23 protein-coding genes are annotated in these 24,856 nt (G+C 74.5%); 7 read left to right on the plus strand and 16 right to left on the minus strand.

Annotation, left to right across the window (positions count from 1 at the left end):
- Window positions 1-187 precede the first annotated feature (187 nt).
- Complete coding sequence (locus AB0L56_RS24465; protein WP_365426361.1) at window positions 188-871, plus strand: hypothetical protein; 684 nt, start codon at window positions 188-190, stop codon at window positions 869-871.
- A 7-nt stretch (window positions 872-878) separates the two neighbouring features.
- On the opposite strand, the gene AB0L56_RS24470 is transcribed toward AB0L56_RS24465, so the two are convergent.
- From AB0L56_RS24470 to AB0L56_RS24495, 6 genes are all read right to left on the minus strand, one after another.
- Window positions 879-2,783 carry a DUF2264 domain-containing protein gene (locus tag AB0L56_RS24470; RefSeq protein WP_365426364.1) on the minus strand — a complete coding sequence of 635 codons (1,905 nt, stop codon included), beginning with the start codon at window positions 2,781-2,783 and terminating at the stop codon, window positions 879-881.
- Entirely contained in the window at window positions 2,780-3,811 is a 1,032-nt protein-coding gene (locus tag AB0L56_RS24475; protein WP_365426367.1) for a hydroxyacid dehydrogenase, read from the minus strand. The genes AB0L56_RS24470 and AB0L56_RS24475 overlap by 4 nt, the downstream gene beginning before the upstream one ends.
- Before the next feature lie 342 nt (window positions 3,812-4,153).
- A complete protein-coding gene (locus tag AB0L56_RS24480) occupies window positions 4,154-4,957 on the minus strand; it encodes a transferase (protein ID WP_365426370.1) in 804 nt (267 codons plus the stop codon).
- A complete protein-coding gene (locus tag AB0L56_RS24485; RefSeq protein ID WP_365426373.1) occupies window positions 4,954-6,219 on the minus strand; it encodes a glycosyltransferase family 4 protein in 1,266 nt (421 codons plus the stop codon). The genes AB0L56_RS24480 and AB0L56_RS24485 overlap by 4 nt, the downstream gene beginning before the upstream one ends.
- Window positions 6,220-6,283: 64 nt before the next feature.
- A complete protein-coding gene (locus AB0L56_RS24490) occupies window positions 6,284-6,694 on the minus strand; it encodes an AraC family ligand binding domain-containing protein (RefSeq protein ID WP_365426376.1) in 411 nt (136 codons plus the stop codon).
- A 62-nt stretch (window positions 6,695-6,756) separates the two neighbouring features.
- Window positions 6,757-7,749, minus strand: a complete 993-nt coding sequence (locus AB0L56_RS24495) for an alpha/beta hydrolase (RefSeq protein WP_365426379.1) — start codon at window positions 7,747-7,749, stop codon at window positions 6,757-6,759.
- A 505-nt stretch (window positions 7,750-8,254) separates the two neighbouring features.
- Here AB0L56_RS24495 and AB0L56_RS24500 point away from each other — a divergent pair.
- Window positions 8,255-8,770: a hypothetical protein gene (locus AB0L56_RS24500; protein WP_365426382.1), complete on the plus strand. Its 516-nt coding sequence runs from the start codon at window positions 8,255-8,257 to the stop codon at window positions 8,768-8,770.
- A gap of 48 nt (window positions 8,771-8,818) precedes the next feature.
- On the opposite strand, the gene pgm is transcribed toward AB0L56_RS24500, so the two are convergent.
- Together pgm and AB0L56_RS24510 are read right to left on the minus strand one after the other, a co-directional pair.
- Window positions 8,819-10,459: a phosphoglucomutase (alpha-D-glucose-1,6-bisphosphate-dependent) gene (gene pgm / locus AB0L56_RS24505; RefSeq protein ID WP_361033557.1), complete on the minus strand. Its 1,641-nt coding sequence runs from the start codon at window positions 10,457-10,459 to the stop codon at window positions 8,819-8,821.
- A gap of 114 nt (window positions 10,460-10,573) precedes the next feature.
- A complete protein-coding gene (locus AB0L56_RS24510) occupies window positions 10,574-11,002 on the minus strand; it encodes a hypothetical protein (protein ID WP_361033554.1) in 429 nt (142 codons plus the stop codon).
- 347 nt (window positions 11,003-11,349) lie between these two features.
- On the opposite strand from AB0L56_RS24510, the gene AB0L56_RS24515 reads away from it, so the two are divergent.
- Together AB0L56_RS24515 and AB0L56_RS24520 are read left to right on the plus strand one after the other, a co-directional pair.
- Window positions 11,350-11,502, plus strand: a complete 153-nt coding sequence (locus AB0L56_RS24515) for a hypothetical protein (RefSeq protein WP_361033552.1) — start codon at window positions 11,350-11,352, stop codon at window positions 11,500-11,502.
- 62 nt (window positions 11,503-11,564) lie between these two features.
- Entirely contained in the window at window positions 11,565-11,987 is a 423-nt protein-coding gene (locus AB0L56_RS24520; protein ID WP_361033549.1) for an ATP-binding protein, read from the plus strand.
- Window positions 11,988-12,547: 560 nt separating this feature from the next.
- On the opposite strand, the gene AB0L56_RS24525 is transcribed toward AB0L56_RS24520, so the two are convergent.
- From AB0L56_RS24525 to AB0L56_RS24535, 3 genes are read right to left on the minus strand one after another with little or no spacing between them, the layout of a single operon-like run.
- Window positions 12,548-14,116, minus strand: coding sequence for an FAD-dependent oxidoreductase (locus AB0L56_RS24525; RefSeq protein ID WP_365426388.1), 1,569 nt, complete (start codon window positions 14,114-14,116; stop codon window positions 12,548-12,550).
- On the minus strand, window positions 14,113-14,844 hold the full coding sequence (locus AB0L56_RS24530; RefSeq protein ID WP_365426391.1) for a methyltransferase domain-containing protein: 732 nt from the start codon (window positions 14,842-14,844) through the stop codon (window positions 14,113-14,115). Before AB0L56_RS24530 ends, AB0L56_RS24525 begins: the two co-directional genes overlap by 4 nt.
- Before the next feature lie 31 nt (window positions 14,845-14,875).
- Window positions 14,876-16,117 carry a lycopene cyclase family protein gene (locus tag AB0L56_RS24535; protein ID WP_365426393.1) on the minus strand — a complete coding sequence of 414 codons (1,242 nt, stop codon included), beginning with the start codon at window positions 16,115-16,117 and terminating at the stop codon, window positions 14,876-14,878.
- Window positions 16,118-16,399: 282 nt separating this feature from the next.
- Between AB0L56_RS24535 and crtI the strand changes: the two genes are divergently transcribed.
- The 3 genes from crtI to AB0L56_RS24550 are packed head-to-tail and all read left to right on the plus strand — an operon-like array spanning window position 16,400 to window position 19,934.
- On the plus strand, window positions 16,400-17,929 hold the full coding sequence (crtI, locus tag AB0L56_RS24540; RefSeq protein WP_365426396.1) for a phytoene desaturase family protein: 1,530 nt from the start codon (window positions 16,400-16,402) through the stop codon (window positions 17,927-17,929).
- Window positions 17,926-18,930 carry a phytoene/squalene synthase family protein gene (locus tag AB0L56_RS24545; protein ID WP_365426399.1) on the plus strand — a complete coding sequence of 335 codons (1,005 nt, stop codon included), beginning with the start codon at window positions 17,926-17,928 and terminating at the stop codon, window positions 18,928-18,930. The genes crtI and AB0L56_RS24545 overlap by 4 nt, the downstream gene beginning before the upstream one ends.
- The gene (locus AB0L56_RS24550; RefSeq protein WP_365426402.1) at window positions 18,927-19,934 is read left to right on the plus strand and encodes a DUF5914 domain-containing protein; all 1,008 of its coding nucleotides are present in this window, start codon (window positions 18,927-18,929) and stop codon (window positions 19,932-19,934) included. The genes AB0L56_RS24545 and AB0L56_RS24550 overlap by 4 nt, the downstream gene beginning before the upstream one ends.
- 318 nt (window positions 19,935-20,252) lie before the next feature.
- On the opposite strand, the gene AB0L56_RS24555 is transcribed toward AB0L56_RS24550, so the two are convergent.
- The 5 genes from AB0L56_RS24555 to AB0L56_RS24575 all read right to left on the minus strand — a co-directional run bounded on the left by AB0L56_RS24555 (window position 20,253) and on the right by AB0L56_RS24575 (window position 24,793).
- Window positions 20,253-21,143, minus strand: a complete 891-nt coding sequence (locus AB0L56_RS24555; RefSeq protein ID WP_365426405.1) for an SDR family oxidoreductase — start codon at window positions 21,141-21,143, stop codon at window positions 20,253-20,255.
- Window positions 21,140-21,607, minus strand: coding sequence for a hypothetical protein (locus AB0L56_RS24560; protein ID WP_361037414.1), 468 nt, complete (start codon window positions 21,605-21,607; stop codon window positions 21,140-21,142). The genes AB0L56_RS24555 and AB0L56_RS24560 overlap by 4 nt, the downstream gene beginning before the upstream one ends.
- Window positions 21,608-21,681: 74 nt before the next feature.
- A complete protein-coding gene (locus AB0L56_RS24565) occupies window positions 21,682-23,331 on the minus strand; it encodes an NAD(P)/FAD-dependent oxidoreductase (protein ID WP_361037416.1) in 1,650 nt (549 codons plus the stop codon).
- On the minus strand, window positions 23,324-23,830 hold the full coding sequence (locus AB0L56_RS24570) for an SRPBCC family protein (RefSeq protein ID WP_361037418.1): 507 nt from the start codon (window positions 23,828-23,830) through the stop codon (window positions 23,324-23,326). Before AB0L56_RS24570 ends, AB0L56_RS24565 begins: the two co-directional genes overlap by 8 nt.
- 60 nt (window positions 23,831-23,890) lie before the next feature.
- Window positions 23,891-24,793 carry an oxygenase MpaB family protein gene (locus tag AB0L56_RS24575; RefSeq protein WP_365426410.1) on the minus strand — a complete coding sequence of 301 codons (903 nt, stop codon included), beginning with the start codon at window positions 24,791-24,793 and terminating at the stop codon, window positions 23,891-23,893.
- Between the last annotated feature and the right edge of the window lie 63 nt (window positions 24,794-24,856).

Here is a 24,856-nt window from a genome sequence, read left to right on the forward strand (position 1 = left end):
TACCGGGTTGAAGACCTACGCGATCAGGCCGGCCAGCAACAGGCCGGTGATCGTCCGTGGGCCGAAGCGCTTCCGTCTCGTGAACTCCTCGTCGTCAACCGGGAACGGTCAGAAGAAACGGTCAATCGCGCCCGGCCGTAGCATGGCTGGCCACCAGGCGAACCGACGGGAAGAAAGAGGCCTTCTGATGTCCGACAACTCGACCGCCGCGACCGACCTCACGTCGCAGTACACCGCTCAGGTCGCGGGCGACTTGGAGCGAAACCTGAAGGAGCAGGAGCGGGTCACCGCTGAGATCGCCGCGCTGCAGGAGCAGCTGACTGTCCTTCAGCACGACCACACGGTCCTGGTGCACATGCAGCAGGCGCTGGGCCTCGCCCCGGCGCCCGCCGCACCCGCGGCCGCGCCCGAGCCGGAGCCCGAGCCCGCGGAGGCCGCCGCGGACGAGACGGCGCCCGGCGCCGCGACGGTCCCGGCGCCGCGCAGGAGGGGCAGCGCCAAGCCGGGGGCGGAGAAGCCGAAGCGGACGAAGAAGGCGGCCGCGCGCACCACTCCCGGCAAGCAGGCGCGCAAGCCCTCTGCGGCGAAGGCGTCGCGATCCGCGTCACCGTCGGCCGGGACGGACGGACCCAAGCTGGTCGAACTGGTCCGCCGGCACCTTAGTGAGCAGAGCGAGCCGCGTTCGGCGGCGGAGGTGACCGCTGCGCTCCGGACCGCGCACCCGGAGCGCACCATCAGGACCACGGTGGTGCGCAGCACCCTGGAGGGCCTCGTCGCCCGCAATCGGGCCCAGCGCACCAAGCAGGGGTCGTCCGTCTTCTACACGGCGCCCGACACCGGCACCGAGGCCCCGAACGCCGACCCGTCCTGACGCGGCCTCACCCGCTCACCGCTGTGTGACGCACCTCCGTCGGCCCGAAGGTGATCCGGGTGCGAGCCGTGCCGCCGGCCCAGAGGACCTCGATCGTCCCGTCGTCCACCCGTACCCGCTCCACCGCCTCCGACAGGGGCGCGGCGTCGGGGTCCCCGGTGAGGGACGCCAGCGCGACATGCACCGACGTGCCCCCGCAGTCGCCGGTCAGGCACGGGACTTCGGCCCAGGGCGTCCAGGCCGTGCCCCGCGGGGCGCGGACGAGGCGCGGGAACGGGTCGCCCCAGCCATGCAGTCCGTACAGGTCGGAGGTCAGGGACTCCTCGGGACCCGTGGCCCAGCCGGTGTGGGTGACACGGGACCCCGCCGGTGCCCCAACCACCCGGTGCGCCCGCAACTCGTACCGGCCGTGCGCCACGGTGATGCTCTCCACCCGCAGGCCCGGCACCATCGGCGGACCGCCGGCGAACACGGGACGGTGCCACGACGCGGCCCAGCCCCAGCCGTCGCCGTGGCCCGCGCCCAGCGGATGGATACGGCGGCGCACACTGGACCGGCCGTCGGTCTGCACCGACAGGTGGTTGTCGGCGAGGTTCCCGGGTGCGGTGGGTCCGGTGCGGGTGGAGTACGCCTGGCGTCCGTAGTGCAGGTCGTCCTCGTCCGCCGACTCTCCCTCGTGCGGGCGCACATGGTCGCTGCCGTGGTTGTGGAGCCGGACGATCCCGTCGGCCCGCGTGCCCTGGACGAGCAGTCCCGGAGCGGGCAGGGCCAGCACCCTGTCGGACTCCTCCACCGGTGCCGCCTCCTCGCGTGCCGTCCAGAAGGCGTGGCCGGCGGGGGCGAGCAGGGCGACGAACGCCTTCGACGCCCAGTACGGTGACGCCGGTCCCGAGTAGCTCTGCAGCGAGGCCTCGTGCGGGCCGTACCAGCCGGCGCTGAGCAGTCCGTCGGCGGTCAGCGCGCCCCGGTCCAGGAAGTGGCGCAGACTGCCGGCGGCGATACGGCGCGAGGCGCCCGGTGTCAGCGGGGTGTGCCCGGTGAGCGCGCCCAGCGAGACGGCCGCCGAGGCGGCGAAGCGGTACGTCAGTGACCGGCCGAAGTGCAGCGGCGCGCCGTCGCCGCCGAACATCAGGGCGTAGCCCTCCAGGTGGGCGCGCAGGCGCCGGCCGTGGTGCGCCAGTGCCTCCCGGTCGCCCGTGAGAAAGGCGTCGAGGACCGGATAGAGGTGCAGGGCCCAGCCGTTGTAGTGATCGAAGGCACGGCCGTCCCCGTCGGCGTACCAGCCGTCGCCCCGGTACCAGCCGTCCAGGAGTTCCAGAGCCCGCTGCCGCGCCGCAGCCGTCTCGGCGTCACCGCGCCCCACGGACTCCAGGAAGCCGGCGACCGTGTACGGGAACAGGTACCAGTTGTTGGGCGACGGGGTGTGCCGCAGCGCGCCCCGCAGCCACTCCTCCGCACGGTCCTGCACTCCGGGGTCGAGCCGCTTCCACAGCCAGGGCGCGGTCAGCCGCAGTCCGAGCGCGACCGACGCCGACTCGACCATCGGATGGCCCTGCGTATCGACGTCGAGGATCAGTGGCCAGGACTCGGTGTCGTCGCGGCCGGGTGTGCGGGTGCCGGCGGCGAGCCCGTTCGCGTACCGCTCCAGCAGGCCGTGGGGGTCGTCCCCGTCGGCGCCCGCCACGCGGAAGGCGGCGGCGAGGAACGTCCTGGCATAGCCTTCGAGTCCGTCGGAGCGCGCCCCCGAGTGGGAGGGACGTCCGGGCAGGTCCAGCAGGGCGCAGCCGGGGGTGCTCCAGCGCCAGGCCGCGGTGAGCAGTCCGTCCGCCACCGCCTCCCAGTGGGTGCGGGTGTATCCGGTGCGAGGGCTGACGTCGTGGTCGTCGACGGGCAGTGCGAACGGGATGGTCATGCCAGGAATGCCAGCCTTTCGCGTCGTACGGGGTGGAGGAAGTCCTTGCCGGAGGCCCAGCGCGCGATGTCGGCGAGGGCGAGATCGGCCAGCCGGCGCCACTCGTTGCCCTGGGAGCCGGCGATATGAGGGGTGATCAGTACGTTGTCGCAGCTCCACAACGGGTGGCCGGGCGGCAGGACTTCCGGGTCGGTCACGTCGAGCACGGCGCGGATCCGGCCGGCCAGCACCGCGTCGGTGAGTGCGTCCTGGTCGACGACCGCGCCGCGCGCCGTGTTGATCAGTACGGCGTCGGGCCGCATGGAGTCGATCAGTTCGCGGCCGACCAGCCCGCGGGTCTCTGGCAGCAGCGGGGTGTGCACGCTCACCGTGTCGCTGCGCCCGAACAGCTCGGCCAACCCGACCGGTTCCACACCGAGTTCCCCGGCCTCGCGGTCGTCGACGTACGGGTCGTACAGCAGCACCTCGATGTTGTGCGGGCGCAGCAGGTCGATGACCCGGCGGCCGATGAGGGACGCCGAGAGGATGCCCACGGTGCGCCGGTGGTTGCCGACCGTTCGGGGGGTGCGAAGCCAGTCGGGTCCGGTACGGGTGGCGCGGTAGTCGCGTGCGCTTTCCAGCACCCGTTTGCCGGTGAGCAGGATCATGGCGAGGGTGTACTCCGCGACGGGGACGGCATTCGCTGCGGCGGCGGAGGACACCTCGATCCCGCGCTCCCAGCAGGCGTCGGTGACATGGCCGCGTACGCTGCCCGCGGTGTGGACGACGGCCCGCAGCCGGGGCGCCGCAGCCAGCACGTCGGCGTCCAGGGGCGGGCAGCCCCAGCCGGTGACCAGCAGCTCGACGTCGGCGAGCACGGTGCGGGCGCGTGGGGTGGTCAGATCGTCCAGCACCGGCAGCGGTGCGAGATCGCACAGCGCGTCGAGGGCCGTGAATGACGCGTCGTCGACGACCGCGGTGGCGACGTCGGGGGACATGGCCAGGGCGGCGCGGGGGCGGCGGCCCGGGCCGGGCGTGGGCTCGGTCATGGTGGCGGGGGAACTCCTTGCGCGGGTGGGGCGCCTCCCGCGGCTCCTCCGTTTCCGGGGACACGCCTGTTCGGCGGTACGGGGAAATCGTCAACGCCGGCCGGCACACGGTCAATGGACCGTCCGGAGGAAAGCGAATCGTTCATTCGATCACTCTGCTCGCCCCGCAGAACCGATGGCCCGTCAGGAGCCGCCGGGTTTGGGACCCCCAGGGCAGCACGGGTGGGCCGCGACGCGGCGTTCGTGCGGGCCGGGGGGCAGTTGCGCAGCCCGGCGCTTGCGGGGTGCCGTCGCGCCCACCCGTGCCGCCCCAGCGGCACGACTGCCCGCGGCAGCGGCCCGCTAGCCCGTGGTGGTCACCTCGATGGAGAGGTCGTTGTCGACCGTGTAGTAGGGACGCACCATGGACCCGCCCACGGTGACCTGCGGATACACGAACGAGCCCTTGCGGTCCGCCAGATCGTCGAGGATCCGGCCGACCCGGATCAGGGGTGCCCCGTCCGCGGGGCGGAGGAAGACGTTCCAGACCCGGGCGCCGCCGTCCACGGCCAGGAGTTCCCCGTAGGCGACGGTGAAGGTGAAATCGCCGCCCTCCGCCGGCCGCACGGGGACGTCGCGCACCGTGTCCTTGTCGCCCCGCAGCCGCAGCAGGGCCACCGCAGCCGCGGAGAGCCGGGCACCGTGCGGGCGGACGCGGACCGTCATCGCCCCGTCGGCGATGGCGATGGCGCCCGCCTCGGCGTGGGCGGTGCGCCGCCAGGCCCGAAGGGAGAGAAAGCCGTCGAGGCTGGTGTAGGGCACCCTGACCGCGACCGGTGACGGCCGGTCGCGCGAGCCGCCGTCGACGAGCGCACGGACGTCGCGCAGACCGGGGCGCAGCCGTTCGCGTCCCGCGTCGGGGCCGCGCAGCACATACGCGTCCCAGCGGCCCTCCTCGAGCGGGGGCTCCGGTTCGAGCACGGCGCCGAACGCGCCGTCGCCGCCGGCCGGTTGCAGGTCGAGCGTGCGGGTCTTCTGGTGGGGCCGGCCCTTCTTGGGGCGGAGCACCAGCAGCAGCCGGGGGTGCGTGGCCGACGGCAGCCTCAGCCGGAAGGTGATCCTTCCGGCGGTGTCGGCACAGCAGTCGGCGCGGGGTTCCGCACTCATCGGCGTCCTTTCCGTACGGTGCGCAGCGCGCCGGACGCGGCGGCGCGGGCGAGGTCGCGGGCGGCGTAGCCCCCGGTGCGGAGGGCCTGGGACAGCCCACCGGGCGCGGGTGTGCCGGGTCCGGCGCCGCCGCGGGCCTCGATCGCCTCCTGGAACAGGCGTTCGGCCTGCGCGACGACCGGGCCGGGAGCGAACCGTCGTGCGTTGCCGAGGGCTGCCCTGCCCATACGGCGGCGCCGCTCGTCGTCGCGGACCAGGTCCAGGAGGGCGGCGCCGAGGGCGGCGGCGTCCCCGACCGGCACCAGCCGGCCGTCCTCGCCGTCCTGGATGATCTCCCTGGGGCCGTAGGGGCAGTCGGTGCTCACCACGGGCAGTCCGCAGCGCATCGCCTCGACGATGGTCATGCCGAACGGCTCGAAGTCGGAGGCGGAGACGCCGATGGAGCCCTTGACCCACTCGGCTTCCATGGGGGTCGCCGCGCCCATGAGGAAGACGTTGTTCCACAGGCCGAGCCTCTCGATCCGCGCGCGCAGCCCCGCCTTCTCCTCGCCCCTGCCGTAGATGCGCAGCTGCCAGTCGGGGTGCTCGGCGACGACCCGGGCGAACGCGTCGATGATCAGGTCGTAGCGCTTGACCGGGACCAGCCGGCCCGCCGCGATCACGATCTTGCCGGTGCCGTCGGCCGCGGGCAGCGTGGGGTCGGGGACGCTGTTCGGCAGGGCCTCCACGCGAACGCCGGGAAGCCGCATCTTGCGCCGGTAGGAGTCCGCGTCCGCCTGGGTGACGGTGGTGAGCACGTCGAGCCGGCGGTAGGCGCGGCGCAGTACGGTGCGCAGCCCCGCGTGGTGGTTGTCGAGGGTGAGGTGTTCCTGGCCGACGCGCAGGACGCGGTCGGGGGCCTGGAGGGCCAGGTGCACGTTGAGCCCCGGCCGGGTGCCGACGACGACATCGGCGTCGATGTCCTGAAGGCACGCGCCGATCCGCTGGTCCGTCAGTTCGCTGTACTGTCCGTGCCGGTACTCGGCGGACGGGAACACCTTGGCCGGTCTGCCGTGCAGGGGGTGGTCCTCCTCGTGCCGCAGATCCACCAGCGCCCGGAGCCGCACCCGGGGGTGGAGGGTAAGGCTGGGACGTTCCCGGTTCCTCAACACCGAGACGATCTCCACGTCGTGCCGCTCGGCCAGCGCGCCGGCCAGATTGAACGTGGTGGCGATCGTGCCTCCGATCGCATAGGCGTTATGGATCAGGAAAGAGACCTTCATGGCGGACTAGACCGCGTTCGGCGTTCAGGCGTTGTCCGTTGTTATCAGTCTGTGGCCGTGATGGTCACATCTGGTCAACTGCCGGGCCGGCGGCTCCGATGCGCATCCCCGGCCGGCGGCGGTGCACGGTGAGGTAGGTCAGGCCCTCGGTGCCGGCGGCGAGGCTTCGGGTGGAGCCGTGCGGGAGCCAGGTGAGGGTGCCGGCGGTGAGGGCATGCGGGCCGTCGGGGGCGGTGAGGGTGCCGTGGCCGGCGAGGACGAGCAGGAGGACGTCGAGGTCGGGCTCGCGGTGGGTGTCGACCCGGTGCCCGGGCGGGAGGTGCACGACGTTGGCGTCGAGTTGGCGGCCGGACTCCGCGAGCCGCCACAGGGCGCCGGCGGAGGCGTCCTCGACGCCGGCCAGCGCGGCCGTGTCGCACAGGATCCGCGGCAGGGGGACCTCGTCGTCCGGTGTTTCGCTGCTCTCCGACGTCATGAGGTGTCACCGTGCCCTGTGTGTGGACGCGCTGTCCGCGGTCGAGCCTGTCAAATGCGAATCTAACATGCGGATTTGGGCAGCATGGTGAGCCAGTCCGTGAGGGTGCGGCTGGTCTCGTCGGGGCGTTCCTGCTGGAGCCAGTGTCCGCAGCCGTCGAGAATGTGCGAGGACACCAGGCCGGGGAGGGTGACGGGGAAGGCGCTGATGGCGTCGGCCATCCAGGTGGTGGACGCGTCGAGTGCGCCGCCGATGAAGAGGGACGGCTGGGTGACGGGGGCGCCGTCGTGTTCGGCGAGGTCCTCCCAGTCACGGTCCAGGGCCCGGTAGCGGGCCAGCGCTCCGCTCATCCCCGTGCGTTCGAACTCCCCGGCGAAGACGTCGAGGTCCGTCTCGCTCAGCCAGGCCGGGAGGCGCCCGGCGGGGAACCGGTCCCGGAGGGTTCCCCCGGGGCTGACGAAGTGGGGCAGGGGTGCGCCGGGTGCGGGCATGGTGTCGGCGGACAGGGCCGCGTAGAATCCGGCCAGCCAGCCGCGTACGTCGGGCTCGATCTCGGCCTCGGCACGGCCCGGCTCCTGGAAGTACGAGACGTAGAACTCGTCGTCGCCGCCCATCGAGGCGAAGACCGTGCTCGGCCTCGGGCCGCCGCGCGGCGCGTACGGCACGCTGAGCAGGGCGACCGCGCGGAAGACGTCCGGGCGGATCAGGGCGGCGCTCGAGGCCACGGCGGATCCCCAGTCGTGGCCGACGATCACGGCGGTCCGTTCCCCCAGGGCGTGCGCCACGGCGACGGCGTCAGCGATCAGTTCCCGCATGCGGTAGTCCTCCGTGGCGGCCGGTCGGGAGGAGCGGCCGTAGCCGCGGACGTCGACGGCCGCCGCGCGGTAGCCGGCCGCCGCCAGGGCCGGCAGTTGGTGGCGCCAGGAGTACCAGGACTCCGGGAAGCCGTGGACGAGCAGCACCAGGGGGCCGCTGCCCTGCTCCACCACGTGTGTCCGGCCGGCGGGCGAAGGGACGAGCCGGTGCGTGAGGCCGGTCGCCGGGTGCTGTGACATGTGCGCTCCAGGATGGTCCGCGGTCTCCGGGCTGCTCTGTCCGCGCCGCGCCGGAGCTCGTCCGTCGAGCATGGCCGGGGCGGCCCCGGCGGGACGAGCGGTGTTGCCGGTCCGGCAAAAGAGGGCGCCCGCCGCGCTCAACCGCCGTGCGCGGCCGCCCCGTCCATCACCCGGCTGAGTGCGGGCAAGCGCGACGCCCCGGACGGGATGTCCGGGGCGCCGGTCCGCGGCAGCCGCTTCCCCGTGTGCCGCGGCGCTTGCGGTGCTGTCATCAGAGTGGCACGTGCGGCAGGCGGTGCGGGGGCGACCGGGAGGCACCGTCAGCCGGCTGTAAGGATTCCGGGGGCGGTTTCCGCCGTATCGGCACGAACGGCCGCATCGGGAGTGAACAGCGGCCCGGCCCCCTGTCCTTCCGTTTTTGCGCTGTGCAATCATCCTGGCGGGACCCCGGCGAGTCGGCCGAGAGGCCGTCGCGGGCTCCCGCGCAGGAGAGGAATGAACCCACGTGACCGCGCAGACCCCGGGCACCGGCGGACCGCCGGACGAGCACCACGGTACGCCGTCCGTGCCCGAGGACGTCTGGCAGCGGTTCCTCGACGACACCGAACACGCCATCCGGGCGACCGCGCCCAGGGAACCGTCGGCGCGTCAGCGGACCCAAGGGGCACGGCCCAGGACCCCCGGCCGGGCCAATGTGCCCCCGGCGGATGCCGGGACCACGGCGGTCGGTGATCTGTGGCGCCCCGACGATCCGTGGGAGGGCCCGTCCTGGCGGGACATGGACCGCCGCGCCAGACTGCGCCGCGTGGGACGCGTGGCGGGCACGGCCGCCGCGATCGCTCTGGCGCTGGGCGCATGGTCCCAGCTGTCCACCGGGGCCGGAAGCCCGGTCGAGGGGCCCGGCGACGACACCGTTCTGCAGCAGTCCGAGGAGGCTCCCCCGGAGCTGCCCACGGCGACGTCCGAGCCGCCCGGGGCCTCCTCCCCGCCGCCCTCCGGCCCCGCGCTCCGGATCGGTTGAGGCGTCCCGGCAACCCGCCACGGGTGACCGGGACGTACGACGTCCGGCTCAGCCGCCCAGTGCCGCGAGGACCACGGACCGGGCCTCCTCCTGCACCCGGCGCAGGTGCTCGGGGCCCTGGAACGACTCGGCGTAGATCTTGTACACGTCCTCGGTGCCGGACGGGCGGGCGGCGAACCAGGCGCTGTCCGTGGTCACCTTGATGCCCCCGATGGGCGCGCCGTTGCCCGGCGCCTCGGTGAGCACCGCGGTGACCGGCTCCCCCGCCAGGGTGTCCGCGGTGACCTGGGCCGGGGAGAGCTTGGCCAGGCGGGCCTTCTCCTCACGGGTGGCCGGGGCGTCGATGCGCTCGTAGGCGGGTGCGCCGAAGCGCGCGGTGAGCGCGGCGTAGTGCTCGGAGGGCGTCTTCCCGGTGACCGCCGTGATCTCGGAGGCGAGCAGGGCCAGGATGATGCCGTCCTTGTCGGTGGTCCACACCGAGCCGTCCCGGCGCAGGAAGGAGGCGCCGGCGGACTCCTCCCCGCCGAAGCCGAGGGAGCCGTCGACCAGTCCGTCCACGAACCACTTGAACCCGACGGGGACTTCGACGAGTTCCCGCTTCAGATCGGCGGCGACCCGGTCGATCATCGCGGAGGAGACCAGGGTCTTGCCGACCCCGGCCGTCGCCGGCCACCGGTCGCGGTGCGCGTAGAGGTAGCCGATCGCCGTGGCGAGGTAGTGGTTGGGGTTCATCAGACCGGCGTCCGGGGTGACGATGCCGTGCCGGTCGGCGTCGGCGTCGTTGCCGGTGGCGATGTCGAAGCGGTCGCGCTGCCCGATGAGGGACGCCATGGCGTACGGCGACGAGCAGTCCATGCGGATCTTGCCGTCCCAGTCCAGGGTCATGAACCGCCAGGTGGGGTCGGTGAGCGGGTTGGCCACCGTGAGGTCGAGGCCGTGCTGTTCGGCGATCCGGCCCCAGTAGGCGACGGACGCCCCGCCCAGCGGGTCGGCGCCGATGCGCACCCCGGCCGCGCGGATCGCGTCCAGGTCCAGCACGGTGGGCAGGTCCGCGACATAGGTGCCGAGGAAGTCGTAACGGCCCGTACCGGGTGCGGCGAGGGCCCGGGCGTACGGGATGCGGCGGACGTCCTTGAGGCCGCCGCGGATGATGTCGTTGGCCCGGTCCTGGATCCAGCCGGTCGCGTCCGAACCGGCCGGGCCGCCGCTCGGCGGGTTGTACTTGAACCCACCGTCGGTGGGCGGATTGTGGGACGGGGTGACGACGACGCCGTCCGCGAGGCCCGTGGTGCGGCCCCGGTTGTGGGCGAGGATGGCGTGCGAGACCGCCGGGGTCGGGGTGTAGCCGTCCGCGGTGTCGATGAGCACCGTGACCCCGTTGGCGGCGAACACCTCGAGGGCCGTGACCCGGGCGGGCTCGGACAGTGCGTGGGTGTCGGCGCCGAGGAAGAGCGGACCGTCGGTCCCCTGCTCGGCGCGGTACTCGCAGATGGCCTGGCTGGTCGCGGCGATGTGGTCCTCGTTGAACGCGGCCGCCAGAGACGAACCGCGGTGTCCCGACGTCCCGAACGCGACGCGCTGTCCCGGATCGTCGAGGTCCGGGTGCAGTGCGTAGTACGCCGTGACCAGCCGAGCGACGTCGACGAGATCCTCGGGGCCGGCCGGGCTGCCCGCTCGCTCGTGCTGCATGTGCCCACTCCTCCGCATGGGTTGATTCTTCGCTTGCGGAGACATCTTTCCTCTTCGGGGCCGTACCGCGCGAGTGGGCCCGACGCCCAGGGGCGGCGCTCGGCCGCCCCGGGGTCAGATCCGTCCGCCGGTCATCCGGGTGAGGGGGCCGTGGGTGTGGCGTGCGGCGCGACGGCCCACCGCGTAGGAGGCGGCGCTCAGCGCGGTCAGGCCGGCGGCGGCACCGGCGGCGACGAACCTGCGGTTGGCGATGACCGTCCAGGCGGTCTTGGCGCCGGCGGCGACCTGGCCCGAGGTGGCGACGACCGCTCGGCGGCCCGCCTCGACGCCCTTGGCCGCGGTCTGCGCGGCCCCGCTCGCCGCCTGGGCCGCGCGCTCGGCGCCGGACGCGGCCGTCGACGCCGCGTCACTCGCCTTGCCGGCCACGCTGCCGGCCGCCTGCTCGGCGGGGGCGGTCGCCTTGTCGGTGGTCTCCCGGGCCTTGGTCGCGGCGGACCGGGCGGACGGGGTCTTCCGGTTCGGATTCTTGTTCTGTTCACTCATGGACACCGACTTGCCGCTGACTGCCGGGGCAAACACGCCGTCGGTACGACGGGTTCGGGGGCGGCCGGAACGGCGCCGGGCGTGCGGCGCACCGTGGAAGGGCCCTCGCCAGGGCAGTTGGCCGGAGGTGGGCGCGAACGACCATGGACGCGCGTGGAGTCGCGGACGGCGTGTTTCTCCTTCGCCGCCGTGCGAGACGGGGCGGTGGTGTGCGGGATGCCGGTGACGTGGGCGCCGCCGTGGGAGACCGCCGGGCGGCCCGGCCGGGCCGCAGGGCTGACTCCGCCCACGGAGGGTAGTCGGAGTACGGCGGGCACCAGAGCGGACACCCGCGGAAAGGAGCACCCATGCCGAGCATGATGGAGCGCATCAAGCAGTTCGCCAGGAGCCCTCAGGGACGGCGTACGGCCGAGCAGGTACGGCGGGCCGCGGCCGACCCCCGGCGCCGGGCCCAGGCCCAGCGTCTGCTGGGCAAGCTCCGCGGCGGCGGCCACCGCTGAGCCCTCTCCGCGCGCGGCCCGGGACCCGCCGGGCCGCGCGACCGTGACCAGGAAGGACCACCATGACCGGACCGTCCGTCCGCGCAGTGGGCTGGGCGCGCTCACTGCCGCTGGACAGCGAGGTGAAGCCGGCGCGGGACTGGGCGCGCGGACATCTCGACGCACTGGGCTGGACGACCACGGCCCCGGAGGCGGCGGACGCCGTGCTGCTGACCGTGTCGGAGCTGGTCACCAACGCCCACCGGCACGCCCACAGCACCGCCCAGCTGATCATGACCTGGGACCAGCGGTGTCTGCACATCTCGGTGCACGACGCCTCCGCCGCGCTGCCGACGCCGCGGGGACCGAGCAGCGAACGGCTGGGCGGGCGCGGCATGCTCCTCGTCGACGCGCTGGCCGACGCCTGGGAGGCCCACCCTTGCCCGCACGGCAAGACCGTCACCGCGTGCTTTCGTGGTCCGCGTCCGGAGGGGGCGCCGCGCTGACCCGCAGATCGTCAACGCGCAGGTCGCCCACGGCTACCGGCGCACCGACCCGACCGGGTGGGCCGGGGGTGGGTTGCGCAGCCCGGCGCCTGCGAACTGCCCCGCGTGGGTGGGGGCCGGGGGGGGGTGTCTGCGCAGCCCGGCGCCAGCGGGGTGCCGTCGCGCCCACCCGTGCCGCCCCAGCGGCACGACTGCCCGCGGAGGGCGGCAGCGGGCCGCGAATCGCGGCGGCGGGTCGCGGGAGCGGCGGTGCGACGGACCCGCGGATGACGGTGGCGGGCGGGCCGCGGGTATGCCGCCTACGGCGGGGAGGGGGTGGGGTGGGGGTGTTCGCCCGCAGTGGCTGGCGCGTCCGCGCCGCCAAGCTCTACCAACAGGCACAGTCGCGCCAGTCCGAGGACGGACACCCCCGCCCCGCCCCCGCACCACCCACCACCCGTAGGCGCTACGCGCACCCCCACCGGACCCGCAGTTGCGCCGCAGGCATACGACCACCGACCCGCAGCCGCCTCGGGCGCGACGGCCGGTCGCCGCTGGGCGCGGCTTCGGCAGCGAAGCCGTCAGTTGGTCGGTCGGCGTGACCAGTGGGTCAGGGCTCGTAGCAGGGGGCTGCGTCCTCGGGTGGGGACCGTCCAGAGGGTCTGTCCGCGTACGCCCCAGCATTCCAGCAGGGCGTTGGCCGCCAGGAAACCGGTCGTCGCCGCGCGTTCCATGAGGGCCACCGGCAGGTCCGTGCGGACCAGGTCGCCGGCGACCACCAGCGCCGGGTTCGGGGTGCGCACCGTCGGCCGGTCCGCGTACCCCCCGACAGGGAACAGGGGGCAGTCGGAGCGCCACACATGGCGGACGTCGACGATCGTGGCTCCCGCCGTCTCCGGGTAGGCGCGGTGCAGCTGGGCGATCAGCCGCTTCTGCTCGGTCTCCCGGCAGGCTCCGGGGTCCAGGGCGTATGCGTGGAGTTCGACCACGGAGCCGCCGCTGCGTGCGGCCCAGCGGGACGCCTCGTCCTCGTAGCGGTCGAGCACACTGATGTTGTCCAGGCTCTCGTATCCGCTCGTGCCCAGGAACGCCGGACGGCCGGGTGCGACGGGGCGGTCCAGCCAGAGGCGGGTGACCAGGAACGGCGGTGCGTTGCGCAGACGGGCGACGCGTTCCCGCCACGGGCCGTCGCCCAGCCGGCCGGAGCGGGCGACCAGCGACCGCAGCCCCGCGGCGTCGAGGGCGAGGACGACGGAGTCGTGGCGCCGCTCCTCCTCGGCGGTGGTGACCTGGAACCCGCCGTCCCGGGAGGGGGCGATGTGCTCCACCGCCGTGCCGGTGCGGATGTCGGCGCCGTGCCCGCGCAGATGACCGGCCAGCGGGTCCCACAGGGCGGCGGGGAAGGGCGCGTCGGGCACGTCGAACAGTAGCCCCTCAGCGGAGCCCAGGAAGTAGATGTGGAACATCAGGACCATCTCGGCCGCCGACAGCTGCCGGGGGTCGGCGAAGAAGCTGCGGGAGAACACCTCGAACGCCAGATGGCGGGCGCTGTCCGGGAAGCGCACGGCGTCCAGGAAGTCGTGGGCGCTGACGCCGTCGAGGCGCTCGTACACGTCGGGCACGCGCACGTCGAGCAGCGGAAGGGCCGCGACCGGGTTCATGCGGGTCAGGTCGCCCGGGCGGAAGGACGGACTGAGGGCCACGAAGCCGAGCGCGCTCCACGGCGGAGTGCGCGGCACGTGGCGGAAGCCGTCCCGCAGTCCGTTGCTGTGGCGCAGCGGGTAGTCCGGCAGGCCGGTGAGCCGTTCCAGGCCCGGATCGCCACGACGCAGCAGACCGCGCAGGTTGTAGTACTGGCGGAAGAAGGCGTGGAAGCCGCGGCTCATCGTCACCCGGGTGCCGTCGGCCAGCTCGACGGGCCAGCCGCCGACCCGTCCGCCCAGAAAGGGTTCGCGCTCGTAGAGGGTCACGGCGACGCCCCGCTCGGCCAGCGCGGTCGCCGCCGCCAGCCCTGCGACACCGCCGCCGACGACGGCGGTCGTCGGTCGGACGCCCTCGGTACGGCGTGCTCCGGGCGGGGGCACGAGCACCCGGGCGCGGCGGTCCCGGCCGGGCCGGCCGGCGTCCGGACGGCGGTGCGGGCGCGTCATCCCTCGGCCCCGTTCCCGGTGCGGGGCCGTCGGCCGACGAAGGTGTGGGTGATGCCCGTGTGCCATCCCGGCAGGGGCAGGACCCGCACCGCGTCGAAGCCGTGCGCGCGCAGCCGCCCGGCGAACCGGCCCGCGGTGTCGAACTCCACGACGCTGCGCCACAGATGGCGGTACAGCTCGCCGTCCCCGAGCACGGTGGCCGCCGGCTGGACGATGCCGCGGCAGACCAGGGTCCACACCGCGCGGTCCGCACGGCGTCCGCCGAGCGTGTACTCGTGCACGCCGAGTCTGCCGCCGGGGACCAGCAGGTCCCGCACGGTGGTGAGCACCGCGTCCGGGTCGGAGACGTTGCGGAAGAGGTAGGCCGCGAACACCGCGTCGAACGGGCCTTCCACTCCCGCCCCGGTCAGCTCCTCGGCCGCCGCCCGTACGAACGTCACCCGGTCGGGCCAGGGTTTGGCGGCGGCGCGTGCCAGCATGCCGGCGGAGGCGTCCACGGCGACCACGCGTGCGCCCGGCAGTACGCGGGCGAGGGCGGCGGTCGACGCGCCGGTGCCGCAGCCGAGGTCCAGGACCCGCAGGCCCTCGCCCCGTCGCGGCAGCCCCAGACGGCGGGCCGAGCGGCGCAGCTGGGCGTGGTAGCCGGGGTTGGCGGCCACCAGGGCGTCGTAGCCGCGGGCGGCGTGGTCGAAGGCGGCGGTGAGTTCCTCGTCGCGCAGCAGGGTCATGCGGTCTCCGTAAGTTGTTGGGTGGCCCGGTTCAGGGGCCGTCGAACGGGCGGCGCGGCAGGGTGCGCAGTTCCAGCGCCGAGCGGAGCATGGGGCCGACCGGGGTGTGCAGGCCGACGGTGAGGTCCTCGTGGAGCCGGGTGCGGCCGTCGAGGAAGCGCAGGAGGAGCCGCATGGGCAGGCGGGCGAAGAGGCGGGAGAACAGCGCGGGGCCGTCCGCGCGGCCGCTGCCGAGGGCGCGCAGCAGCACGGCGTCCATGGCTCGGGAGCGGGCCGAGTGGGCGGGAGGCGGCACGGGCGTGCGGCCCCGGCGCAGCGCGGCGGCGACGGCGCTCGTCTGCCGCTGGATCCCGGCGAAGGTGTAGCCGGTCGAGGGGCGGGTGGCGCCACCTGCGGCGCCGATGCGGAAGACGGACGCGCCGACCTGACGGGGCATCGGGGCGTCGGTCATCGGGATGATCCCCGTCTCCTGGGACAGGATCCGCAGTTCGCCCAGTCGGAGCACGTCCCTGGTGTACTGCCGCAGCGCCGACGCGTAACCGGCGGCCGTGAGAGGGTGCGGGGAGAACTCGGTGTACTCCACCAGCGCCTCGTGTCGCCCGAGGGGCAGTACGTAACCGAAGGACAGGCCGGTCGCCGGCTGGGGGGTGCGGAAGTCCATCAGGTCCGCGGTCCCGGGGTCGAAGACCGGCCGTTCGGTGCGGACGAACCAGCCGTGGAAGTGCTGCAGCAGGGTGGTGCGGGCGGCCGGCAGGCTGCCCGGGGGACGGGAGTCGAACACCCAGCGGGTCCGCAGGGCGCGTGTCCGTCCGCCGGGGTCCCGCAGACGGACCAGCGCTCCCCCGGGCACGTCCTCCACGGTCTCGACGGTGGCCTCCAGCCTGCGCACGACCGGGCTGCCGGCCAGGTCGCGGGCGACCAGGCCCTCGAAGTCGTCGGACCGGATCATCTTGTAGCGCAGCGGCGCGATGTCGTCCTCCGCCGCCGGGCCCGAGGGCGGACGCACCCGCAGGTGCCGCCAGCTCGCCGTGACGGCGGCGTCGAAGCGGCCCATGAACGGCTCCCAGAAGCACCAGGTGCGCCGCGGGGGACGCAGCGGCCCGGGCGGGGCGTCCACCAGGACGACCGACGGGGCCCTGGCTCCCGGCACGGTCTCCGACAGACGGTGGGCCAGGGACAGTCCGGCGGCGCCCGCTCCCACGATCGCCACCTCGGCGTCCAGCACGACGGCACGCTCCTCCCGCTCCTCGGCACACACCCACCTCGCCAGCATTCCTGGCTGCGTGCCCGATCCGATCCGGGCCACTCGGGGTCACTCGGATGTGTGACGGACCGCCACCCCCGGGACGGAGCGCGCTCGTCGACGGCATGCGGCGGCGGTTCGCCCAGCCGGTCCGGCTCGTGTCCCGCTCGTGCGTGTCGTGCACGGGCGGAAGCACACCAGTGACGCGACGATCGGTGTGCGAACGAGAGGAACCGGGATGGGCTGTACAGATGCGGAGGACCAGTACGTATCCGGTGTGTCCGGCCGGACCGCCGGCAGCGAGGCCCGCCGGTGACGCGCACCGTGGCCGGCCGTACGGATCATGTGGTGGTCGTGGGCGCCGGGCTGGCCGGTCTGTCGGCGGCCCTGCACCTGCTGGGCGCGGGCCGGCGCGTCACCGTCGTCGAGCGGGAGGGCGGGCCCGGCGGACGCGCCGGGCGGCTGGATCTCGACGGCTACCGGATCGACACCGGGCCCACGGTGCTGACCATGCCGGACCTGGCCGACGAGCCCTTCGCGGCCGTCGGCGACAGTCTGCGGAAGCGCGTGGAGCTGGTGCCGCTGCATCCGGCCTACCGGGCCCGTTTCGCCGACGGGAGCAGTCTCGAGGTGCACACCGGGGCGGAGGCGATGGCGACGGAGGTCGAGCGTTTCGCCGGCCCCCGCGAGGCCGTCGGATACCTGCGGCTGCGCGAGTGGCTGGAGCGGCTGCACCGGGCGCAGATGGGCCGCTTCATCGACGCCAACTTCGACTCCCCGCTCGGCCTGCTGACAGCCGACCTCGTCCGGCTGGCGGCGCTGGGCGGTTTCGGGCGGCTGGAGGCGCGCGTCGGGCGCTTCCTGCGGGACGAGCGGCTGCGCCGGGTCTTCACCTTCCAGGCCCTGTACGCGGGCGTCCCCCCGGCCAGGGCTTTGGCCGCGTACGCCGTCATCGCCTACATGGACACCGTCGCCGGCGTGTACTTCCCGCGCGGCGGCATGCACGCGCTGCCGCGGGCCATGGCGGACGCCGCCGCAGAAGCGGGCGCCGATCTGCGGTTCGGCCACGAGGCCACCCGGCTGGAGCGCTCCGGCGAGCGGATCACCGCCGTCGTCACCGACCGCGACCGGGTGCCCTGCGACGCGGTCGTCCTGACCCCGGACCTTCCGGTCGCCTACCGGCTCCTGGGACGCACGCCACGGCGGCCGGTGCGGCTGCGGCACTCCCCCTCGGCGGTCGTGCTGCACCTCGGCACCGACCGGACCTGGCCCCAGCTGGCGCACCACACCCTCTCGTTCGGCGCCGCCTGGCACTCCACGTTCGACGAACTCACCCGCACCGGCCGGCTGATGAGCGACCCGTCGCTGCTCATCACCCGGCCCACCGCCACCGACCCGGGCCTCGCCCCGCCGGGACGCCATCTGCACTACGTGCTCGCGCCCTGCCCCAACACCGACATCGGTCCGGGCGCCGCCGCGTGGACCGACCTGGCCCCGCGTTACCGGGACCGGCTGCTGCGGGAGCTGGAGCGGCGCGGGCTGGCCGGCCTGGGATCCGCCATCGAGGCCGAGTGCCTCGTCACGCCCGCTGTCTGGCACGCCCAGGGGCACGCCGCGGGTACTCCGTTCGCCACGGCCCACACCTTCGCCCAGACGGGACCGTTCAGGCCCCGCAACCTGGTCCGCGGCACGGAGAACGCCGTACTGGCCGGCTGCGGCACCACGCCCGGCGTCGGCGTGCCGACCGTGCTGCTGTCGGGGAAGCTGGCCGCGGCACGGATCACCGGCGGTCGCGGGCGGCCGCGTGTCCCCCACGACGCGACGCAGGAGGCTTCCGCATGACCGAGCGTGAACTGGACGCCGCGGGCATCACCGATCCGGCGCTGCGCGAGGCGTACCGCCGCTGCCGGGTGCTCAACGCCCGGCACGGCAGGACGTACTTCCTCGCCACCCGGCTGCTGCCCGTCGAGCGGCGCCCCGCCGTGCACGCCCTGTACGGCTTCGCCCGCTGGGCCGACGACATCGTCGACGCGCTCGGCACGGGGGCGGACACGGCGCGCCGTGACGCGGAACTGTCCGCGCTCGAGCGCGAACTGGACAAGGGCCTGCGGGACGGCGACAGCGGCGAACCGGTGGTGCGGGCCCTGGCCGACACGGCCCACCGGTACGGCATCGACCACGGCCACTTCACCGACTTCATGGCCGCCATGCGTGCCGACCTGGTGGTGACCGACTACGCCGACTACGGGGAGCTGCGACGGTACATGCACGGCTCCGCGGCGGTCATCGGCCTGCAGATGGTGCCGGTCCTCGGGACGGTTGTCCCGCGCGGCGTGGCCGAGCCGCACGCGGCCGCCCTGGGAGTGGCGTTCCAGCTCACCAACTTCCTGCGCGACGTGGGCGAGGACCTCGACCGGGGGCGCGTATACCTGCCGGCCGACCTGCTCGCCGCGCACGGCGCGGACCGGGCGCTGCTGCGGTGGAGCCGGGACACGGGCCGCCGGGACCGCCGTGTCGTCGCGGCGCTGAAGGAGTTCGCGGCGCTGACGCGGGGCGTGTACCGGGAGGCGGCACCGGGGCTCGCGATGCTGGAACCGGTGTCGCGGCCGTGCATCCGCACGGCGTTCGTGCTGTACGGCGGGATCCTGGACGCGGTGGCCCGAGACGGGTACGCGGTGCTGCACCGGCGGGCGGTGGTGCCCCGGCGGCGGCGTGCGGTGGTCGCCGCGGACGGGCTCGCCCGGGTGGCCGCGGCCCGGCTGCGCGCACGTCGCGCCGGCGGGCGGTTGCCGGATGTCCGTCGGCTCACCGCGTGCGCGGCGGGTTCCGAGGGGGCGGCATGAGTGGCGGATCCGCGGGTGGGCGCCGGCGGCTGCCGTTGTCCCTGCGCAGACGTGCGGTGCCGTGGGATCGGCAGCGTCCCACCTGGCGCGAGGCACGGCCCGCCGTCATCGCCGCCGCGCTGAAGCGGGCCCAGGCGCGTCCGTCGGGCAACTGGTACGTGGTGGGCGCCTCCCGCGATCTGCGCGACGACCGTCCGTTGGGGCGGACCGTGGCGGGGCAGGAGCTGGTGCTCTGGCGGGACGCCGACGGTCGTCCGGTCGCCGGGCCCGGGATCTGCCCGCACCTGGGGGCGCCGCTACGGGACAGCCGCGTCCGGTGCGGGACCCTGGTGTGCCACTGGCACGGACTCGCTCTGGACGGCGGTACGTTCGCCGGGTGGGAGCCGTTTCCCGTGCACGATGACGGGGTGCTGCTGTGGGTTCGGCTGGACGCGGTCGGGGGCGAGGCGCCGCTTGAGGCGCCGGTGGTGCCGGAGCGGCCGGAGCGGGCCCTGACGGCTGTGTACACGGGAGTGGGTAGCTGTGAGCCCGAGGACGTCGTGGCCAATCGTCTGGATCCCTGGCACGGGGCCTGGTTCCACCCCTACTCGTTTGTCGACCTCACCGTGACGGGGGTGCCGGACGGCTCCGAGGGGAGCGCGGACGTCTTCATCGTGGATGTGTCCTTCAAGGTCGCGGGGCGGCTGGTGGTGCCGGTGCGGGCCGAGTTCTCCGCGCCGGAGCCGCGGACCGTGGTGATGCGCATCGCGGAAGGGGAGGGTGCGGGGTCTGTGGTCGAGACGCACGCGACCCCGCTGGGAGCGGACGGCCGGGGTCGGCCCCGTACGGCGGTTGTCGAGGCGGTGGTGGCGGCGTCCGGCCGTCCGGGGTTCGCCCTGGCGCGGGGTGCGGCGCCGCTGCTTCGTCCGCTCATGCGGGCCGCTGCCGGGCGGTTGTGGCGTGACGACCTGGCGTACGCGGAACGCCGCTGGTCCCTGCGCTCCACAGGGCGCTTCCCGGGCTGACCAGGCGGGAGAACTGGGCTTTTGTCGCCCCCGCCGCCCCTTCCCGTCCCGTCCCCGGGGGCGCTGCCCCCGCCCCCGCTCCTCAAACGCCGGAGGGGCTGGGGTCACGTCCCGACCCCGGGGGCGCTGCCCCCCGGACCCGGCTCCTCAAACGCCGGAGGGGCTGGATTGTGCCGGACGGGCTCAAAAATTCAGCCCGTCCGGCGTTTGAGGACGAGGCCCGAAGGGCCGAAAGGGGGGTCTGGGGGCGCAGCCCCCGGGGACGGGAACGGGAAGGGGCGGCGGGGGCGAGGGGGCCGGTGGGGTGGGTTCCGCTTCTCAAGCGCCGGAGGGGGTGGGGTTGGATGCCCGGGCGTCGGCGCGGCCGCCCGGGCCTAGGAGGCCGGTGTGGTGGAGGGGGGTTGTGGTTTCCAGGCGGGGGAGGTGGTGGCGGGTTGCGCGGAGGACGATGGGTGGGAGTGCGGCGCGGCCGACCTGGGCCAGACGTACCCAGCGGGGGACGTAGACGGCCCTGCTGCGGTGTTCCACGGCGGTGGCGAGGCGGGCCGCGACCCGGTCGACCGGGTGCACGCGCCGGGCCGGCAGCGGCATGTGGCCGCGCAGTTCGCGCAGCGCCGGGTAATGGTCCCCTTCGCGGATCATGTCGGTGTCCGTCCAGCTGACATAGGCGATACCTACGGCGACACCGTGGTGCGCCACCTCCGCGCGCAGGCAGTGCGCGAAGGCCTCGACGCCCGCCTTCGAGGCGCAGTAGGCACTCATCATCGGGGCGGCGCCGATCGCGGCGAGGGAGGCGACCTGGAGGTGGTAGCCCTGGGTCGCCAGCAGATCCGGCAGGAAGGCGCGTGCCGTGGCCGCGCTGCCGGTCAGGTTGACGTCGATCACCCGCCGCCATTCGGCCGGGTCGGAGGTGATGAACGGGCCGCTCTCCGCGACCCCGGCGTTGGCCACGACGGCGGAGGGGCGACCGAGGCGAGTCCTGACCAGTTCCGCGGCCCGGTCCAGCGCGGCCTCGTCGGTGACGTCGACCTCGTGGGCCAGCGCGGGGCCGGGCAGGGCGTCCGCCACCGCTTCCAGCTCCGCCCTCTCGTGCCCGAGCAGGGCGATGCGGGCACCGCGCCGGGCGAGGTCGCGGGCCAGGGCCGCGCCGATACCTCGTGCGGCGCCCGTCACAACGACGGTGCGGCCGTTGAGCGGGGAGTCGTTCATCGGGCCTGTCCGTCGTCGGCGGGTGTGCCGGGGAGGGCCGTGTGGTCGGGGTGGCCGACGGTGCGGCGGGCCTCCTTCAGCTCGGCCTCGTACAGGTGGTCCCGGCCCTCGGCCAGTTCCTCCACGGCGGCGTGTTCGATGTCCCGGAACGGCCGGTAGTAGGTGCGGTCGTAGGCCTCGACGATCTGGAACGTCCAGTGCCCCGGGATGACGTTGCGGCCCAGCACCTGGGTGCGCACCGTCTCGGCCCACTCCGGGTGCCCGGCCTTGCGCAGCAGTTCGATGGTGCGGTCCAGTTCCAGGTCGGCGGTGCCGGTCAGCTGGTGAAAGCTGTAGAGGTGGCCGCGGGCCCGCTCGGTCGTCTCCAGCGCCTTCGACAGCGACCCGAGTGCCTCCACCGTCTCGTCGCTGACGCCCTCGGGGCGACGGTGTGCCCGGTCGGGTCCGTCCTCGTGTCCGGTCATCGTCTCGCCTCCGCCTGTGGTCGATGGTGTCCCGGGGTGCCGCGGTGGGGTGGTGCCGGCCGGTCCGGTGCCGGTCATCCGTCGCCGGACCGCCGGCCGGTGGCCGGCTGCCTGCGGCCGGTGCGGTCGCGATGGGTCAGCAGGCGCTGCGCCCCGGCCAGCCCGGCCGCCATGTGCCGGCGCAGGGCGGCGCGTGCGGCGTTGGCGCCCGGCGCGCCGTGCACACCGCCGCCGGGATGGGCGCCGGCGGACGCCAGATACAGGCCCCTGACGGGCGTCTCGGGGCGTCCGGTGCCGGGGGCCGGACGGAAGAACAGCTGCTGGTGCATGGCCGCGGTGCCGCCGTTGATGGCCCCACCGTGCAGGTTGCGGTCGAGGGCCTGGAGCGTGGGCGGCGCGAGGATGCGCCGGGCCCGGATCCTGGAGCGGAAGCCCGGTGCGAAGCGTTCCACCTGGCGCTCGACACGGTCGGCCATGATCTCCTGCTCCTTGGCGTCCCAGGATCCGCTGAGCGACTCCTCGCCCGCGTCGCCCGCCACGTCGTGGGGCACATGCGTGTACGCCCACGCGGACTCGGTTCCCCGGGGGGACCGGGACGGGTCGGAGGTCGTCATCTGACCGAACAGGCAGAAGGGCCGGTCCGGGATGCTGCCGGTGGCGAGCTGGGCGGCGAATCGGGTGAGCTCGTCGAGACCGTCCGCGAGGTGCACGGTTCCCGCGCCGGCGGCCTGCTCGCAACTCCAGGGCACCGGGCCGTCGAGGGCCCAGTCGACCTTGAAGGTGGCGAAGTCCCACTGGAAGCGCCGCAGGTCGGACAGCACCTGCGCGGGCAGGTGTTCGGGTCCGACGAGTTCGCCGTACAGGGCGGGCACGGCCACGTCGGCGAGCACGGCCCGGTCCGCCGCCACCGTCTCGCCGCCGGCCGTGCGCACCCCTGCGGCCCGTCCGTCGCGGACGAGGACGCGGTCCACGCGCTGTCCGCAGCGCAGCACACCCCCGCGCTCCTCCAGACGGCGGACGAGGGCCTCGGTGAGGACACCGGAGCCCCCGGCCGGCACGGGGAAGCCGTAGGTCTGTCCGAGCATCGACATCAGCCAGCCGAAGCCGCCGCTGCCCGCCGCCTCGGGGGCCAGGTCGGCGTGGAGCGCGTTGCCGGCCAGCAGCAGCCCTCCCCCCTCGCCCCGGAACTCCTCCTGCGCCATGCGGCGCACGGGCAGCACCAGGGTGCGCGCCATGCGCAGACCGCCCGTGCCGCGGAGTCTCACGGCCAGCCGGATGCCGGGACGGATGGGCGGGAAGGGGGTGAACAGGGCGTCCAGCAGATCGGGCCGCAGGCTTTCCCACATGTCGTGCAGCCGGTGCCAGGCGGCCCCGTCCCCCGGCGCGAAGGCGTCCAGCGACGCGGCCGTGACGTCGACGCGGCGGTCCAGGACCGCGCACCGGCCGTCGCTCAGCGGGTGTGCGACGACGTGCGGAGCGTGGCTCCAGCGCAGCCCGTGGCGCTCGAGGTGCAGCCCGGAGACGACCGGGGAGGCGGCGGCGAGCGGGTAGAAGGAGCTGCAGAGGTCGCTGACGAAGTCGGGGTGGACGCCCCGGTCGTGGCGTACGGCGCCGCCGGGCTCCGGCTGCTCCTCCAGGACCTCCACGCTCCAGCCGGCGTCGGCGAGCAGGTTGGCCGCGACCAGGCCGTTGGGCCCGGCCCCGATGACCACCGCGTCAGGCACGGGCGCCTCCCGCGCCGGGCTTCGGTGCGACGACCTGGCCCACGGGGCGGCGCCGTTCCTCCTCCGCCGCCTCCTCCTCGCAGAGTTTCGCCAGCCGGGCGAGCATGGCGCGGTGGCGGATCTGGATCAGTGCCTCCACGGCCACGTTGTGCACCAGGCCGCCCACTCCGCGCAGCGGATGCTCGTCCACGATCACCAGGCAGTGGTCGCCCCAGGACCGGAGCTCGATGGCGACCCGCGCCGTGCCCAGCGCCCCGGCCTTGGCCTCGAGTTCCAGGACCTCGCCCGGCACACAGCGCCGGACGACGGTCTCGTTGGTCAGGCGCAGGGGGCCGAACCGCATCTCGTAGCCGATCGCGGAGCCGACTTCCGGCCACTGTCCGCGCACCGGCTTCGAGGACGAGGTGCCGACCACCCAGTCCGCATAGCGGGTGCCGTCCTCCAGCACGGACCATACGGTCCCCGGGCTCGTTCGAATCAAACGATGACGTGCTGCCACTTCGACCTCCCGTGTCCCTGAGCGGCACCGGCCAGCACTGAGTGCCCCCTCTGGCGCGGCTCAACCGGCGGCGGCCGGCGGAGCGGGGCCGGCGGTCTCCGGACGGGACGGTGCGAGGGCCCAGCGGATGCCAGCGGTGACGGCCGAGCCCAGCGGGCGGACGCACACGCCCTCGGCCGGGGGCACGCGGGGCAGCCACAGGGCGCGGGAGGCCCAGCCCGGCAGGAGGGACACGGCGTTGGCGGCGAGGAGGCCGTACGGCAGCCGGGCGAGCAGCGGGACGGGCGGGTTGAGCAGCAGGAAGCGGGCGGTGCTGCGCGCCTCGGGGGTGGCGCGCAGTTCGGGGCGGTAGGCGGCGAGCCGCTCGTCGAGTCCGGCGCGGTCGACGGGCGGGTCGGGTATGCCGAGGGCGGTGGCGATGCGCGCCATGTCGGCGACGTAGGCGTCGCAGCCCTCCGCGTCCAGGGGGTGGGCGCCGTAGTGCTGGTGGGCGCGGAGGAAACTGTCGACCTCCGCGATGTGCACCCAGCAGAGCAGGTGGGGGTCGGCGGCCCGGTACTCCTCCCCGTCCGCGGTGGTGCCGCGCACCGTCTCGTGGACGGCTCGCACCCGGTCCACGGCCTGCTGGGCGGCGTCGGCGGTGCCGTAGGTGGTGACGGCGAGGAAGGTGCTGGTCCGCTGGAGACGTCCCCAGGGGTCCCCGCGGAATCCGGAGTGCCCGGCGACGGCGGCCATGGCCAGCGGGTGGAGCGACTGCAGCAGCAGGGCCGACAGACCGCCGATGAACATCGAGGCGTCCCCGTGCACCCTTCTGACCGGCCGCTCGGGGCCGAACCAGCGCGGTCCGGGTGTGCCGTGGATGCGTGCGCGGCTGGCCGGGCCGTCCGGCCCGGCGACCCGGGAGAAGATCGCGTGACCGATCCGGTCGCGCAGCACCGAGCCGCCTTCGGTCAGCAGTCCCATGGCTCGCTCCGCCCTCCTGGCGCCCGCGCCAGGCAGTGGACGCCCTACGGTACGTGTGCCCCG

It is taken from the genome of Streptomyces sp. NPDC052079, from assembly GCF_040680275.1.
Lineage (GTDB): Bacteria > Actinomycetota > Actinomycetes > Streptomycetales > Streptomycetaceae > Streptomyces.